Source organism: Nocardioides sp. NPDC006273, assembly GCF_040613495.1.
Classification (GTDB): Bacteria; Actinomycetota; Actinomycetes; order Propionibacteriales; family Nocardioidaceae; genus Nocardioides.
This window is the reverse complement of sequence record NZ_JBEXSD010000035.1, coordinates 20,251-34,896: the sequence shown is the minus strand read 5'-3', so window position 1 is coordinate 34,896 and position 14,646 is coordinate 20,251. Positions and strand designations below refer to the sequence as shown.

Annotated in this window: 16 protein-coding genes; 7 read left to right on the top strand and 9 right to left on the bottom strand. The window is 68.8% G+C overall.

Going from position 1 to position 14,646, the window contains the following annotated elements; translation table 11 throughout:
- Positions 1 to 78 precede the first annotated feature (78 nt).
- The 7 genes from ABZZ22_RS16220 to ABZZ22_RS16190 form a co-directional block, all read right to left on the bottom strand.
- The gene (locus ABZZ22_RS16220) at positions 79 to 1,017 is read right to left on the bottom strand and encodes an adenylate/guanylate cyclase domain-containing protein (protein ID WP_354933098.1); all 939 of its coding nucleotides are present in this window, start codon (positions 1,015 to 1,017) and stop codon (positions 79 to 81) included.
- A gap of 77 nt (positions 1,018 to 1,094) precedes the next feature.
- Positions 1,095 to 1,466 carry a cyclic nucleotide-binding domain-containing protein gene (locus ABZZ22_RS16215; RefSeq protein ID WP_354933096.1) on the bottom strand — a complete coding sequence of 124 codons (372 nt, stop codon included), beginning with the start codon at positions 1,464 to 1,466 and terminating at the stop codon, positions 1,095 to 1,097.
- 82 nt (positions 1,467 to 1,548) lie between these two features.
- A complete protein-coding gene (locus tag ABZZ22_RS16210; RefSeq protein WP_354933094.1) occupies positions 1,549 to 2,763 on the bottom strand; it encodes an arginine deiminase in 1,215 nt (404 codons plus the stop codon).
- Between the two features lie 25 nt (positions 2,764 to 2,788).
- Positions 2,789 to 3,391 carry a TMEM165/GDT1 family protein gene (locus ABZZ22_RS16205; protein WP_354933092.1) on the bottom strand — a complete coding sequence of 201 codons (603 nt, stop codon included), beginning with the start codon at positions 3,389 to 3,391 and terminating at the stop codon, positions 2,789 to 2,791.
- Between the two features lie 178 nt (positions 3,392 to 3,569).
- Entirely contained in the window at positions 3,570 to 4,769 is a 1,200-nt protein-coding gene (gene larC / locus ABZZ22_RS16200) for a nickel pincer cofactor biosynthesis protein LarC (protein ID WP_354933090.1), read from the bottom strand.
- Positions 4,769 to 5,458, bottom strand: coding sequence for a nickel pincer cofactor biosynthesis protein LarB (gene larB / locus ABZZ22_RS16195; RefSeq protein ID WP_354933088.1), 690 nt, complete (start codon positions 5,456 to 5,458; stop codon positions 4,769 to 4,771). Before larB ends, larC begins: the two co-directional genes overlap by 1 nt.
- A complete protein-coding gene (locus tag ABZZ22_RS16190; protein WP_354933086.1) occupies positions 5,459 to 6,298 on the bottom strand; it encodes a prephenate dehydratase in 840 nt (279 codons plus the stop codon).
- A gap of 24 nt (positions 6,299 to 6,322) precedes the next feature.
- Between ABZZ22_RS16190 and ABZZ22_RS16185 the strand changes: the two genes are divergently transcribed.
- Entirely contained in the window at positions 6,323 to 6,733 is a 411-nt protein-coding gene (locus ABZZ22_RS16185) for a DUF4446 family protein (protein WP_354933084.1), read from the top strand.
- 421 nt (positions 6,734 to 7,154) lie between these two features.
- On the opposite strand, the gene ABZZ22_RS16180 is transcribed toward ABZZ22_RS16185, so the two are convergent.
- Positions 7,155 to 8,726 carry a YegS/Rv2252/BmrU family lipid kinase gene (locus ABZZ22_RS16180; RefSeq protein WP_354933082.1) on the bottom strand — a complete coding sequence of 524 codons (1,572 nt, stop codon included), beginning with the start codon at positions 8,724 to 8,726 and terminating at the stop codon, positions 7,155 to 7,157.
- 217 nt (positions 8,727 to 8,943) lie between these two features.
- On the opposite strand from ABZZ22_RS16180, the gene ABZZ22_RS16175 reads away from it, so the two are divergent.
- Genes ABZZ22_RS16175 through ABZZ22_RS16150 form a run of 6 tightly spaced genes read left to right on the top strand, consistent with a single transcriptional unit; the run spans position 8,944 to position 13,748 of the window.
- Positions 8,944 to 9,621, top strand: a complete 678-nt coding sequence (locus ABZZ22_RS16175; RefSeq protein ID WP_354933080.1) for a peptidoglycan-binding domain-containing protein — start codon at positions 8,944 to 8,946, stop codon at positions 9,619 to 9,621.
- Between the two features lie 52 nt (positions 9,622 to 9,673).
- Entirely contained in the window at positions 9,674 to 10,945 is a 1,272-nt protein-coding gene (serS, locus tag ABZZ22_RS16170; protein ID WP_354933078.1) for a serine--tRNA ligase, read from the top strand.
- A complete protein-coding gene (locus tag ABZZ22_RS16165) occupies positions 10,942 to 11,799 on the top strand; it encodes an HAD family hydrolase (RefSeq protein WP_354933077.1) in 858 nt (285 codons plus the stop codon). The genes serS and ABZZ22_RS16165 overlap by 4 nt, the downstream gene beginning before the upstream one ends.
- A gap of 28 nt (positions 11,800 to 11,827) precedes the next feature.
- Positions 11,828 to 12,340, top strand: a complete 513-nt coding sequence (locus tag ABZZ22_RS16160) for a GNAT family N-acetyltransferase (protein ID WP_354933075.1) — start codon at positions 11,828 to 11,830, stop codon at positions 12,338 to 12,340.
- Complete coding sequence (locus tag ABZZ22_RS16155; RefSeq protein WP_354933073.1) at positions 12,337 to 13,137, top strand: HAD family hydrolase; 801 nt, start codon at positions 12,337 to 12,339, stop codon at positions 13,135 to 13,137. The genes ABZZ22_RS16160 and ABZZ22_RS16155 overlap by 4 nt, the downstream gene beginning before the upstream one ends.
- On the top strand, positions 13,134 to 13,748 hold the full coding sequence (locus ABZZ22_RS16150; protein ID WP_354933071.1) for a hypothetical protein: 615 nt from the start codon (positions 13,134 to 13,136) through the stop codon (positions 13,746 to 13,748). The genes ABZZ22_RS16155 and ABZZ22_RS16150 overlap by 4 nt, the downstream gene beginning before the upstream one ends.
- Here the strand turns inward: ABZZ22_RS16150 and ABZZ22_RS16145 are convergent.
- Positions 13,711 to 14,598, bottom strand: a complete 888-nt coding sequence (locus ABZZ22_RS16145) for a sterol desaturase family protein (protein ID WP_354933069.1) — start codon at positions 14,596 to 14,598, stop codon at positions 13,711 to 13,713. The genes ABZZ22_RS16150 and ABZZ22_RS16145 overlap by 38 nt on opposite strands.
- Positions 14,599 to 14,646: the final 48 nt, after the last annotated feature.

Here is a 14,646-nt window from a genome sequence, read left to right as displayed (position 1 = left end):
ATCTAGCCTGGCGCGGGAGCACCCGTCCGGGCCCGACCTTTCTGGTCAGATTCAGTCTGGCCAGGTCGACCGGCCCGTTCAGTCGGACCGGGAGCGAAGCCGGAACGCCTGCAGCCGGGAGTAGCCCTTCACGCTCGTACGCCGCATCTTCTCGACCCGGAAGCCGTCGACGGCCTCGAGCGCGGCCGCCGCGTTCTCGTCGATGACCACCGACGAGGGCCGGGCGAGGGTCGTGAGGCGCGCGGCGATGTTGACCGTCGGGCCGAAGACGTCGCCCAGCCTGAGCACCACGTCGCCGTACGATATCCCGGCTCTGACGTGCGGGAACGGGCTGTCGCGGTCGTCTCCGAGTGCGGCCAGGTCCAGCGCCGTCCGGGCGGCGGCCGAGACGTCCTCGAAGGTGAAGAACACCCCGTCGCCCAGGTATTTGATCACCCGTCCGCCGTGTTCGACGACGACGTCGGAGCAGGTGTCCTCGAACTCCTCGACCCAGTCGACGAGCTCCTTGTCGGTGAGCCGTTTGGAGCGCGCGGTGTAGCCGACGATGTCGAGGAACCCGACCGCCAGCGGCACCGCGGACGCGTCGGCGACGGTGAGCATCCGCCGCGCTGCGCTGACCAGGTGGCGGCGCCAGACGTAGTCCTGCAGCGACTCCACCAGCGGCAGCACCTGCGCGCTCAGAGAGAGCAGGTCCTCGACCTCGTCGCCACCCCGCTCACGGGCGACCTCGGCCAGCAGCGAGGTCTGCCACTCGGCCAGGCGGGCGTAGGACCGCCCCCAGGTCCGTACGAGCGCAGCCTGTCGGTCCTCGCTGAGGACGCCGAGGCGGATGAGCTCCTGGGACATCCGCAGCGCCTCGACATCGGACTCGGTGAAGGCGACCTCGTCCTCGTCTGCGTGCGGGAAGCCGAGGTGGTGCCACAGGTCCTCGGTGACCTCCATGGGCACGCCGGCCGCCCGCGCGACCTCGGCGCGGGTCAGCGTCGGCGTCTGGCCGAGGACGAACGCCTCGACCACGGCGAGCGCCTCGGTCAGCTCGATGTCGGCCTCGCGGCTGCGACCCGTCCTGGCGCTCTCGTCGGCCTCGTCGTGGGTCAGGAGCCGAACCTGTCCTTGGCGACCTTCTCCAGCGCCTTCGCGAACGACGGCATCTCGACGGAGAGCTGCTGCAGCTTGTCGGAGCTGAGGTGGATCAGGTCGAGCGGGGTGAGCGCGACGATGGAGGCCGTGCGCAGGGACCCACGCAGGATCGCCGCCTCGCCGATGATGTCACCGGGACCGCACTGGGCGATCTCCTCCTTGTCCCGGCGGACCGAGACGGTGCCGTCGAGGATGATGTAGGCCTTGTCCGGCGGGGTGTCCTCCCAGATCGGCGACCAGCCCTCCGGCAGATGCACGCGGGTGCCGGTGGCGCTGATGTGCGCGATCTCCTTGGGCGTGAATGTGGAGAAGAACGACTCGGTCACGAGGTTTTCCTTCGCTCGGCTGTGGGGTGGCTGCCGCTAGGTGACGGCGGTTACAGAGTTCAACGATGTTCGCCTACGGGGGTTACCGTCCGGGCTGTGCGGGCAACGGGTCCCGGGCGATCGGGCAGCTCATGCACCGCGGCCCGCCCCGGCCGGAGCCGAGCTCGGAGCCCGCGATGGCGATGACCTCGATCCCAGCCGCCTCCAGGGCTTCGTTGGTCTGGGTGTTGCGCTCGTAGCCGACGACCACGCCCGGTGCCAGCGCCAGGGTGTTGTTGCCGTCGTCCCACTGCTCGCGCTCGGCGGCGACGGGGTCGAGGCCGGTGTCGACGTGGTGGAGCTTGTCGATGCCCATCGCCTCGGCGGCGACCTCGAGGAACGGCCGAGGGTCCGCGATGTTCAGCCGGCCGTCGTCGCCCGAAGGGGTTACCGCGTACGCCACCAGCGAGTCGACCGCGTTCGGGTAGATCACCATCTGGTCGGTGTCCACCAGCGTGGCGATCGTGTCCAGGTGCATCGTCGCCCGCTCCTGCGCGATCGGCACCGCGAGCACGGTGTGGGCGAGACCCTCCGCGAAGACCTGCCGCGCGAGCCGTTCGGCGCCGGCAGGGGTCGTACGCTCCCCGACCCCGACCGCGACGACGCCGGGAGCCAGGAGGAGCACGTCCCCGCCCTCGACGTGCTCGAGGTGGGCGCCGTGCAGGCGGGGGCTGGAGCGGAAGCGCGGGTGGAACTGGTAGATTAGCTCGGTGAGCGCGGTCTCGCGCTTGCGCGCCGGCATCGCCAGCGACGTGACCGTGGCCCGGTCACGGATCCACACCGACGAGTCGCGGGTGAAGAGTAGGTTGGGGAGCGGGTCGATCAGGAAGTCGTCGTGGGCGAGCAGGCTGGTGACCAGACCGTGGCCGCCGCGGACCTCGTCGTTGCGGATGCCGGCGGTCAGGTGGCCCGTCAGCTCGGCGGGTCCGGCGTCGTCGAGTGCACCGACCAGATAGGCCCGCAGCGTGTCCCCGAGCGTGAGGGCGCCCAGCACGTTGTCGAGCGCCCGCTGCCTGGCCTCGGGGACCTCGAGGGTCTCGGTGAGCAGATCGGTCAGGTAGAGCACCTCGACGTCGCGCTCTCGCAGCGCGGCCGCGAAGGCGTCGTGCTCGTCCTGTGCCCGCTTCACCCACGGGATTCCGTCGAAGAGCAGCTTGTCGTTGTTGCGCGGGGTCAGTCGGGTCAGCTCCCGACCGGGTCGGTGGAGCATTACCGTACGCAGTCGACCGACCTCGCTGTCGGCGCCAAGTTCTACCATGCCCGGCAGCCTAGGCGAATGCCCTTCAGGCGAGCACTTCGACCAACGTCAGCACGCCCAGGACGAGGCAGACCACGGCTCCGGCGTAGTGCAGGACGTGCAGCTTGATGAACCGGAGCAGCGTACGTCCCAGCAGCACCGCGAGACCCGACACCGTGAGCAGCGCGGCCCAGGAGCCGATGAAGACGGAGACCGGCTCGTCGTAGCGGGCCGCCAGTGAGACGCTCAACAGCTGGGAGAGGTCTCCCCACTCCGCCGCGAAGAGGACCATGAAGCTGGCCACGACCTGGCGGAATCCGCGTACGTCCTTGGCCTTGTCGGCGAACTCGCTGCCGTCCTCCTCGGTAGCGGTGCCGTGGTGGCGACGCCCCTCGATGAACAGCAGGATCGAGCCGCCGAAGAAGAGCAGGGCGGCGATGATCTGGATGAGGTCGGTCGGGAGGAGCGTCGCCACGCCGCCGATCACGACCGCGATGAGCGTCTGGATCGCGAACGCCGCGCCCACGCCGAGCCACACGAAGAACGGGCGGTACTTCGTCGACAACACCAACGTCGCCAGGAACGTCTTGTCCGGCAGCTCGACGACGAAGATCGCGGCGAAGGCGAGGGCGATGACGGTGGTGTCCATCAGGGTTTCCGTTCCAGTTCTTTACATCCGGCCCATATCGTCGCATCCCGCCTGAACCGTCGGTCGAGCCGCGGGAGCACCCGAGCGAAGCGAGGGCGGCGGAGGCGTGTCGAGACCAACGCGGCCCGAATCGCGCTCTATGGGGCCGTGTTGGTCTCGACACGGACTCGTTCGTACCTCACGAATCCGGCTCGACCAGCGGTGAAGCGAGCGCGGCGGCCTTGGCCTCGGCGAGTACGTCGATCGCCGGTCGATCGAGCGCGGCCGCGGCCCGGGCGACGTCGTCCCACTCCGGCTGCAGGTTGACGATCTCGCCGTCGAGACGGGCAGCCTTGACCGTGATCGGGTGACCGCCGACGGTGACGTTGAGCGTCTCGCGGGGCAGGGCGTGCTTGGCGACCTCGTGCTCGCGTACGCCGATCGTGGAGGTCTCCCGGAAGAACACCCGCCGGACAGCCTCGGCGTCCGAGTGCGGGACGAGGGCGTGGAGCGTGTGGGCGGGCCGGCCCTTCTTCATCAGGATCGGCGTGAGCCAGGCATCGCGGGCGCCGGCGGCGAGCAGCGCATCGATCGCCCCGGGGAACAGGCGCGGGTCGAGATCGTCGATGTTCGCCTCGACGACGAGCTCGGTCGGCGCATCCTCCCGCGCCGGCATCGCAGCCTCACCGATCAGCAGACGGATGGCGTTCGACCAGCCCTCCGGATCTCGGCTGCCGGCCCCGACGCCGATCGTCCGCGTCGTCATCGGCGGCTGTGGGCCGTAGTCGGTCGCGAGAGTGGCCAGGAGCGCGGCGCCGGTCGGCGTGCACAGCTCCATCGCTGGATGCCCGGGAGCCCCGGCGAAGGAAGGTACGCCGGTCAGCAGCCGAGCCACCGCCGGCGGCGGGACCGGGAGGACGCCGTGCGCGGCCCGGACAGAGCCGGAGCCGACCGCGACAGGCGAGATCACGACCTCGTCGGCGCCGAGGTGTGCGAAGCCGGCGCAGACTCCCACCACATCCGCGATCGCGTCCAGCGCACCGACCTCGTGAAAGTGCACCTCCTCGGGCGGGATCCCGTGGACCGCGCCCTCGGCGACCGCGAGCCGCTCGAAGACCTGGAGCGCCAGCTCTCGCACGGGGGCGTCGAGCCCGGCACCGACGAGCATCGCGCGCACGTCGGTCCAGGTGCGGTGACGAACCGAGTCAGCGATCTCGACGTGGCACCGGGTCGCAGCGAGCGCCCCACGTGTCACCGGCTCCGTGGCAAGACGCACGGGCTCGGGGGCGACCGCGTCGACCGCCGAGGCGATCACCGAGAGCGGTACGCCCGCATCCAGCAGCGCGCCGAGCAGCATGTCCCCCGAAGCCCCCGAGGAGGCATCGACCCAGACCCTCATCAGATGCTTCCTCGCGCACGCCGCGCGATCCGGGCAGCCGCGACGCCGGCTCCGTAGCCGTTGTCGATGTTGACCACGGTCACGCCGGGGGCGCACGAGTTGAGCATCGCCAGCAGCGCGGCCAGCCCGCCGAAGGAGGCGCCGTAGCCCACCGAGGTCGGCACCCCGATCATCGGCACCCCGACCAGCCCACCGACGACCGAGGGCAACGCGCCCTCCATCCCCGCGACGACGATCAGGCAGTCGGCGGCATCGAGCCGCTCGCGCACGGCCATCAGGCGGTGGATCCCGGCGACACCGACATCGGTGATCCGCTCGACATCGGCCCCGTGGACCCGGCACGCCAGGGCTGCCTCGGCGGCGACCGGCCCGTCGGAGGTGCCGGCGGCCACCACGCACACTCGGCCCTGCGGTGTCGGTAGTGGGCCGAGGGTGACGGCACCGGCTTCGATGTCGTGCACCGCCGTCGGCAGCTCGGCGGCGACCGCGGCGGCGGCCTCGACCGAGACCCGTGTCGCCAGGACCGCGCGCGTGGGGTGCGCCTGGTGGAGTCGGCGAAGGATCTCGACGACCTGCTCGGGCGTCTTGCCTGCGGCGTACACGACCTCCGGGTCGCCGGTGCGACGCTCCCGGTCGAGGTCGACGCGGGCGAACCCGAGGTGGGCGGTCGGCTCGTCGTTCGACGTCACTCAGAACCGGGCCGGGTCGGCGGGGTAGACCCCGAGCAGCTTGACGTCGGTGGTGAAGAAGGCCAGCTCCTCCAGGGCCCGCTTCAGCCCCGGCTGGTCGGGGTGACCGTCGACCTCCGCGAGGAACTGGGTTGCGGTGAACTTCCCATCCACCATGTAGGACTCCAGCTTGGTCATGTTGACGCCGTTGGTGGCGAAGCCACCGAGCGCCTTGTAGAGGGCAGCCGGGATGTTGCGTACGTTGAAGATGAACGAGGTCACCACCGGACCCGCGTCAACAGGCGCCTGGATGAAGTCGGGCGAGAGCACGACGAAGCGGGTGGTGTTGTGGTCGGCGTCCTCGATGTCGGTGGCGAGCACGTCGAGCCCGTAGATCGAGGCTGCCAGCGGCGGGGAGATCGCGGCCATCGTCGGGTCGCCTGCCTCGACCACCTCGCGCGCGGCGCCGGCGGTGTCACCGGAGACGACCGGCGTGAACCCGTGCTCCCGGATGATGTTGCGGCACTGGCCCAGCGCGTGGACGTGGGAGTGGACCGTACGGATCCCGTCGAGCGGGGCGCCGGGAAGGCCGAGCAGGTGGAACCGGATCCGCAGGTAGTGCTCGGCGATGATGTGGAGGTTGGACTCGGGGAGGAAATGGTGGATGTCGGCGACCCGCCCGGCCAGGGAGTTGTCGATGGGGATCATCGCCAGCGACGTCTCACCGGCCTCGACGCTGGCGAAGACGTCCTCGAACGAAGCGCACGGCACCGACTCCAGCTCGGGGTAGTGCCGCTGGCACACCATGTGTGAGTTGGACCCTGGTTCGCCCTGATAGGCGATGCGATGTGGCTCGGACACAGCGACAGTCTAGATTCGCCCGATGTGGTCGCTCTTGCAATTCTCAGTCTGCTGACAGCAATCGCCGCTCTGGTCCTCGCCGGAGCGGTCTGGCAGAAGACGAGGGGCGTACGTCGCCCCGACCCTGCCGACGCCGAGTCGCTGCCGACCGACGTCGCCGGGCTGCGTGCCGAGGTCGCGGCCCTGCGTGCCGAGTCGGCGATGAGCCTCCGTCACCTCGCGGTCGTTCGTTTCGACGCGTTCGGAGACGCCGGTGGCCATCTGAGCTGGTGTTTGGCCCTGCTCGACGACAGCGGCGACGGGGTCGTGCTGACCTCGATCCACGGCCGCACCGAGGCGAGGTCGTACGCGAAGAGCATCAGCGGTTGGAAGTCGTCCCAGCTGATGTCGCCCGAAGAGGCCGAGGCCGTGCAGCAGGCGAAGCCCAAGAGCTGATCCGCTGATCCAGAGCGGCCGATCCACCCAAAACGACGCCGGCACGCTCGGGTGTGGCGGGGGAACCGTTCCGAGCGTGCCGGTTTTCAAACCCGGGCTGCGGGTGGGACGGCCCGGGAGTCGACCACTGGTCGCGGGGGATATCCGACCAGTGTGTGGGTCATGCCACGTCGTCGGTCGGATTCTGGATTGAGCCCGAGCGCGAAGACGCCGACTCAGCTGACGCCGAGTCGTGTCAGATACCTTATGAACATTTACTTCTCAACAAGACATCTGGGTCGGCGAGTCGGCTCGGTCAGACGCAGAAATCGATCCCAAACGCGCCGAAATCACGCCTGAATCGGGACTTTATGCCCGGATTGCTGGGACTTTTTCCCCTGTCGCGTGTCGCTCAGATTCGGGACCGAAACGGGACCGCTGTTCAGCGTGGCACGCGGACGAGCAGGCGCCCCGGAAGGCACTGCATCCGCAGCTCTCGCCCCTCGGAGATCGTGTCCCCGTCGAGCTGGCGCGGCTGGTCGTGATTGGTCCGGATCACGACGCTGGCACCAGTCATCCGGTTGATCAGGTTGTCGGTGCGCGGCCGCTTGCTCAGCACCCGGAACGCAAGCGGGAGCCAGGACCAGAACCGCTGCGGATAGAGGAGTACGACGTCGACGAGCCCGTCGTCGAGCGCAGCCGCCGGTAGCAGCGGCATGTTCGCCTGGAGGTAACCGACGTTGCCGACCACGACCGTCCGCGCCCGGTGCTTGGTGAACTCCCCGCCGTCGACGGAGATCTCCATCCGCATCGCCGGGAACATCAGGCTCTTGAAGGCAGAGAGGACGTAGGCCATCCAGCCGATCCGCTTCTTGATGTCCTCGTTGACGCCGCTCATGATCGCGGCGTCGAAGCCCATCCCGGCCATGACCAGGAAGTTGGTGTCCTCGAGGTTGTCGCCCGAGACCTCGACCAGATCGATGGCCTGGTCCTGCCCGGTGAGCGCGACGTCGATCGCGGCGCGGATGTAGAGCGGGATGGAGAGGTTGCGGGCGAGCAGGTTGCCGGTGCCGCCGGGGACGATCCCGACCGCGATGCCGGTGCCGGCCAGGGCGGAGCAGACCTCACGTACGGTCCCGTCGCCACCGCACACGAGCACGAGGTCGGCGCCCTCCGCCTGGGCTGCGCGCGCCATCCCCGTGCCGGGGTCCTCGATCGTGGTCAGGTGCCAGGTCGGCTTCTTCCAGCCGGTCTCCTCGGCCATCGCGTCGACCATGGTCTTGAACTGCTCGACCGACTCGACCTTGATCGGGTTGAGGACGACCGCGATGTTGCGGTTGCCGCGCACCGAGTCCATCAGCGGCCGGCGCCCCAGCGCGTGGGAGGCGGGCAGCGGCGTGTAGAGCGCCATGCCGAGAAGGACGGCGCCGGCGGCGAAGACGATCCCGCCGATCACGTCGGAGGGGTAGTGGCGGCCGAGGAAGAACCGGTCGGCGGCGACCAGCACGACCAGCAGCGTGAGGCCGGCGTAGGCGAGGCGGCGGATGCCGCGGCGGCGTACGAACATCGTCACGACCACGGCGATCACGCCGGTCAGGACGGCGATGCCGGTCGCATGACCGGACGGGTACGACGGCGACTCGTGGAACCACGACATCAGCTGCCACGACGGCCTGTCCCGGTCGACCAAGTGCACCACCCCGCGGCGTACGACCAGGGTGACCGCCACGACGCCGAGCACGAAGACCGCGGCCCGCGGGTACTTGCGGAACAGTCCGGCGGCGATCAGGACGGCGACCCCGACGATCACATACCAGTCGGTGCCCACCTCGATGACATGCCAGAAGCTCAGCATCCAGCCGTGCTCCGCGGTCACCTCCGTCGCGTCTCGGCCGAGCTCGTCGATCGTCGAGACCAGCGGCCACGCGTTGATCGCCGCGATCCCGATCAGGGTGCTCAGGGCGAGCAGCGAAGCCGCCCAGAGCAGCAGGGCACGGCGGGAGAGGTCAAGCACGATAAGTCAGTATGCGCGAAACGTCTTCCACACAGTGAATGAACGGGCTGGTCAAGACCTGGGGGAGAGCACCGATGTGAGCGCAGTTCCCGTGGCTCCTTCGTGGGCTACGGGAGAGGTACGGGTTCGGGCGTCGCCGCGGATCACGAGAATGCGCCGTGGCGTGCTGAAGCATGCGAATCGATCCAGAGGGAGCTCCATCCAAGTGAAGACATCGATGCGACTGCGCATTGGCGGCCTGGTCGCTGCGGCGGCCGTGGCGACGAGCGGACTGGTCGGCCTCGACGCGGGCACGGCGCCCGCGGAGGCCGCGGTCAGCTGCACGATCAGCAGCCCGAAGACCGTACGTCCCGGCAACACCGGCAGCTGCGTGAAGCTGCTCCAGAAGGTGCTCGGCGGGCTCAAGCCGGACGGTTCGTTCGGGTCGGCGACCACCGCCCGGGTGAAGGATTACCAGAAGGCCAAGGGCCTGGCGGCCGACGGCATCGTCGGGTCGCGTACGTGGTCGAAGATCAAGGCGGGCATGTCCGGCAGTGGGACGATCATCTCCGCGACCGCGACGGCGAACTGGTACGCCTGCGTCATCGTCCGAGGCGGCCAGTCGATCCGCTACACGGTGACCAACAAGCGCAGCACCGGCTGGAGGCAGGCGACAATCACCACCAGCGGCTCCCTCGCGAACCCGGTGATCCATGGCTGGATCCCCAGCAAGCGCTCGCGCTCGACGGCGTCGAACACCGGCTTCCCCAAGACCTACGGGACCTCGGCGGCGTACATCACCTACACCAGCGGCACCTACTTCACCAACGACTCCTACCGCTACGACTTCCCCAACCGGACGGTCTACCGCTCGTTCCTGCGCCCGTGCGGCAAGACCAGCCCGGTCTACTGGTGACCGGCCGATTACTGAAGTGAGATCTGGTGGCCCGGTCGACTAGCCTTGCCGCATGATCGACCCGCGCATCCTCCGCGAAGACCCCGACCGCGTACGTGCCTCGCAGGAGCGTCGTGGCGCGTCCTCTGACGTGGTGGACCGGGCGCTGTCCGCGGACAGCGCCCGGCGCGCGGCGATCGCCGACTTCGAGGCCAAGCGGGCCGAGCAGAAGCAGATGGGCAAGAAGGTCGCTCAGGCCAAAGGCGAGGAGAAGCAACAGCTGCTGGCCGAGGTGAAAGGCCTCGCGGCCGCCGTCAAGGAGGCCGAGGCGACGCAGGGCGTCGCCGAGGAGGAGTGGAAGGCGGCCCTCAAGGCCATCCCCAACATCGCCGACGACGCTCCGGCCGGTGGCGAGGACGACTTCGTCCTGATCGAGAAGGTCGGCAAGCCCCGCGACTTCGAGGCCGAGGGCTTCGAGCCCCGCGACCACGTCGAGCTCGGCAGGATGCTCGGCGCGATCGACCTCGAGCGTGGCGCCAAGGTCTCCGGCAGCCGCTTCTACTTCCTCACCGGAGTCGGCGCGGAGCTCGAGTTCGCGCTGATCAACCTGGCGATGGAGCAGGCCCGCGAGGCCGGCTTCACCCAGGTCATCGCCCCCGCGCTGGTCCGCCCGGAGGCCATGGCCGGCACCGGCTTCCTGGACCAGGTCGACGACGGCGTCTACAAGATCGAGGACGACGACCTCTACCTCGTCGGCACCTCGGAGGTGCCGATGGCGGCCTACCACTCCGACGAGATCCTCGACCCCGAGACGCTCCCGCTGCGCTACGCCGCCTTCTCGTCGTGCTTCCGCAAGGAGGCCGGCTCGGCGGGCAAGGACACCAAGGGCATCATCCGGGTCCACCAGTTCGAGAAGGTGGAGATGTTCGTCTACACCACCGTCGAGGAGTCGTACGCCGAGCACCAGCGTCTCCTCGAGTGGGAGAAGGCGTTCCTGGACAAGCTCGAGCTCGCCTACCAGGTCATCGACGTGGCCGCGGGCGACCTCGGTCCTTCGGCGTTGAGGAAGTTCGACTGCGAGGCGTGGATCCCCACCCAGGGGAAGTACCGCGAGCTCACCTCGGCGTCCAACTGCACCACCTTCCAGGCCCGTCGCCTCGACATCCGGTCCCGGACGGAGGGTGGCACCACCCCGGTCGCCACGCTCAACGGCACGCTGACCGCGATCACCCGCGCCATCGTCGCCGTCCTGGAGACCCATCAGCAGCCCGACGGCTCGGTGCGGGTGCCGAAGGCGCTGCAGAAGTGGCTCGGCCGCGAGGTCCTGGAGCCGATCCAGAAGTGAGCACGACCGAGAGCACCACCGCCTGGCCCGGCGAGTCCGCCTGGGAGCCGAAGCTCGTCGCGCTCGACATCGACGGCACCCTGCTGCGCTGGGTCGAGGACAGGGGCACACCGTCCGAGGCGCTCTCGGACAAGGTGCGCGACGCGGTTCGCCGGGCGTACGAAGCCGGTGCGCATGTCGTGCTCTCCTCCGGCCGTTCGGCCCACTCGATGACCGGGATCGCCGACCTCCTCGGGATTCCGGAAGAGGCCGCGGAGCGGTTGTGGATCGTCGCCTCCAACGGGGCGGTGGTGCTTCGCTACCCGCCCGTCGACGTCGTGCACGAGGAGACCTTCGACGCCCGTCCTGCGCTGGAGAAGATCCTGGAGCGGCGTCCGAACGTGCTGGTCGCGGTCGAGAACCGCGGACTGGGCTATCGGTTCAACCGGCCGTTCCCCGAGGGCGAGCTCGACGGTGACCACCTGATCGCGCCGATCGACGAGATGGTCGCCGAGCCGGTCTCCCGGGTGATCATCCGGGACCCCGATGCGAGCCCCGAGGACTTCATCGCCCTTGGGCGCGAGCTCGGCCTGCACGGGATCGACTACGTGGTTGGTTACACCGCCTGGCTCGACCTCACCCCGGTCGGTGTCTCCAAGGCCTCTGGCCTCTCCTACGTGTGCGACCAGCTCGACCTCGAGCCGGCCGAAGTGCTCGCCATCGGTGATGGCCGCAACGACATCGAGATGCTCGAGTGGGCCGGTCGCGGCGTCGCCATGGGCAACGCCCCCGAGGAGGTCCAGATGGTGGCCGACGCCGTGACGGCCCATGTCGCCGACGACGGCGCGGCGCTGGAACTATTCCGCTGGTTCTGAGAGTGCTGTTCTGAGAGTCTTGGCCCTCGTGACCCTTCCCAACACCATCATCACCGAGCGGCTCACGCTGCCGTTGTGGACCCGCACCGACGTCGAGGCCATCCGCGATCCGAACGGCGGGCTCGGCCGGCCGCAGGGCTGGCACCCGCAGTTCCCGCGTGAGGACGACCGGGACGCGGCGACGATGTGGGTGGAGGGCGACCTGTGGAGCGCCCGCTACATCGTGCGCAACAGCACCGTGCTCGGCTCGATCGGCTTCTTCGGGCCACCTGAAGTCGCCCCGGACGGAAAACCGGAGGCCGAGGTCGGCTACGGCCTGGTCGAGGAGGCTCGCGGCTGGGGGTTCGCGACCGAGGCGCTCAAGGGCCTGCTGGCATGCGCGGACGAGGAGGGCGTACGCATCCGGGCCTCGGTCGAGCCCGCCAACGCCGCCAGCCTCCGGGTGCTCGCCAAGTGCGGCTTCATCGACCTTCGCGGCGCCGACGAGGATGGGCATCTGGTGATGGCCAGGCCGGTGTCCGGTGGCAGAATGGAAGAATGAGTACGCCGAAGCTCGTCGCCACCGACCTGGACGGGACCCTGGTCAGAGCAGACGGCTCGGTCTCTGACTTCACCCGTGATGTCCTCGTGAAGCTCGAGGAGATCGGCGTACCAGTCATCTTCGTGACCGGCCGGCCGCTGCGCTGGACCCGCGTGCTCTTCGAGCACATCGGCAGCGTCGGGCTGGCGATCGTGTCCAACGGCGCTCTGGTCTGGGACGTCGCCACCGATCAGCCACGTCTCACCCGGTTGATCGAGCCGTCCCTGACCGCCGAGGTGGCGGCGACGCTGAAGGAGAACGTACCCGGGCTCGTCTTCGCGACGGAGTCGCTCGAGGGATGGTCGTGCGAGCCCGCGTTCACGTCCCATTTCTCCGACGCGCTCCGGCCTGCCAGGCGGGTCGCCCCGATCGAGGAGCTCTCCGACGAGCCGCTGATCAAGCTGCTCGGCCGCCGTCACGACGACGATGACGCCGACCAGCTGCTGGCGGCCGCGGTGGCCGTCGTCGGTGACCGGGTCAACGTGACCCACTCGTCGTTCCCGCTGCTCGAGATCAGCGCTCCCGGGGTCACCAAGGCCTCCACGCTCGAGCTGGTCTGCACCGAGCTCGGCATCTCCGCCGCCGACGTGATCGCCTTCGGTGACATGCCCAACGACCTGCCGATGCTGACCTGGGCCGGGAGGTCGTACGCCATGGCGGACGCCCACCCGAGCGTCACCGCGTGTGCCGCTCACGTCGCTCCCGGCCACGAGGACGACGGTGTCGCGCGGGTCCTGGCTGGAGTCTTCGGCCTGTGACTGGTTTGATCTTCGGCATGCGCCGCGTCCCCCAATTCCTCGCTGCCCTCGCTCTTGCGGTGACCGCAGTGGTCACGACGAGCCCAGCCCCGGCATCGGCGGGCCCTGCGACGGCTCCCGCGAAGTGCCCTGCGTTCGTGCTCAGCGACGCGGTCAAGGAGCCGATGGTCTTCCACGCGCGGGTGACCGGCCCTGGAAAGGCCACCAAGAAGGGCGGCCCGGTGGTCTACCCGGTGACCGTGGTCAAGGCGCTCAAGGGAGTCACCGGCGGCAGCAATCTCCAGGTCGCGCTCAACCCCGGTGTCTGCCAGAAGAAGTCGCTGACCGACGACGAGGACTACTACTTCTTCGTGCAGAAGAAGGGCGACACGATCCTCGCCGCCGGGACCCAGCCGCGCGTCCAGGAGTACACCGACAAGCTCCAGGCGGAGATCGCCAAGGAGTTCCCCGAGGTGATCGCCCCTGAGCCTCAGCAGGTGAGCTTCAGCGAGCCCGCTTCCCCTGAGGGCCAGCAGCTCGTCAAGGTGGCAGCGCCGGGCTTCGTGCTCGTAGGCGTGGGCCTCCTCGGCCTCCTCATCGTGCAGATTCTGGGGCGGCGGAAGACCGCATAGGCTCCTCGGGCGCCCACCCCGGCGGCCGGAAGAGGTAGCTCAGCTTGAGCCGCCAGCCGTCTGCGCTGCGTACGTCGTTCCAGAGCTCGCGGAACGCTCCGTACTCGAGGCGGATCAGGTTGTAGGTGTCGACCTTGTAGGTCAGGCCGTACGTCGGACGCTGGCGCTCCGGTTGGAAGGTGCCGAAGAGGCGGTCCCAGACGATCAGGATCCCGGCGTAGTTCTTGTCCAGGTATTCCGGGTCGGAGCCGTGGTGGACGCGGTGGTGCGAGGGCGTGTTGAGCACGAGCTCCAGCGGTCGCCAGAGCTTCCCGATCGTCTCGGTGTGCACGAAGAACTGGTAGACCAGGTTGATCGAGAAGGCGATGTAGATCGCCGCCGGGGAGATGCCGAGGAACGGTAGCGGCAGGAAGAAGAAGAACTCGAACCACGGGTTCCACTTCTGCCGCAGCGCGGTCGCGAAGGTCATGTACTCGCTCGAGTGGTGGGCCTGGTGGGCCGCCCAGCCGACCCTGGTCCGGTGCACGAACCGATGGTTCCAGTAGTAGGCGAGGTCGACGAGCAGGACCGAGATCGCCAGGCCCCACCACGTGCCCGGGATCTGCCACAGCGAGGCATAGGCGAAGATCGCCGCATAGATCCCGAAGGCCAGCACCTTGAAGACGGTCATCGACACGATCGACCCGAAGCCCATCAGGATCGAGGTGCGCGCGTCCTTGAAGACGTAGCCGGCGAGGTTGTCGTCGTGATCGAGCCATTTCAGCGCAGCCAGCTCGATGAGGATCGCGATCACGAAGAACGGGATCGCGTATGTCAACGGGTTCTTCATCGGGTCGAGAATGTCGTTCATGGGGGACCTCCTGAGATATGACCTTGGAGTAAGTTACCTCAGGGTCAT

What these genes read in the sequence shown, in the direction of transcription:
- ABZZ22_RS16210 (WP_354933094.1), bottom strand. Translation starts at nt 2,763, where the DNA reads ATGGTAGAACTTGGCGCCGACAGCGAGGTCGGTCGACTGCGTACGGTA.
- ABZZ22_RS16205 (WP_354933092.1), bottom strand. Translation starts at nt 3,391, where the DNA reads ATGGACACCACCGTCATCGCCCTCGCCTTCGCCGCGATCTTCGTCGTC.
- larC (WP_354933090.1), bottom strand. Translation starts at nt 4,769, where the DNA reads ATGAGGGTCTGGGTCGATGCCTCCTCGGGGGCTTCGGGGGACATGCTG.
- ABZZ22_RS16175 (WP_354933080.1), top strand. Translation starts at nt 8,944, where the DNA reads ATGCGACTGCGCATTGGCGGCCTGGTCGCTGCGGCGGCCGTGGCGACG.
- serS (WP_354933078.1), top strand. Translation starts at nt 9,674, where the DNA reads ATGATCGACCCGCGCATCCTCCGCGAAGACCCCGACCGCGTACGTGCC.
- ABZZ22_RS16155 (WP_354933073.1), top strand. Translation starts at nt 12,337, where the DNA reads ATGAGTACGCCGAAGCTCGTCGCCACCGACCTGGACGGGACCCTGGTC.
- ABZZ22_RS16145 (WP_354933069.1), bottom strand. Translation starts at nt 14,598, where the DNA reads ATGAACGACATTCTCGACCCGATGAAGAACCCGTTGACATACGCGATC.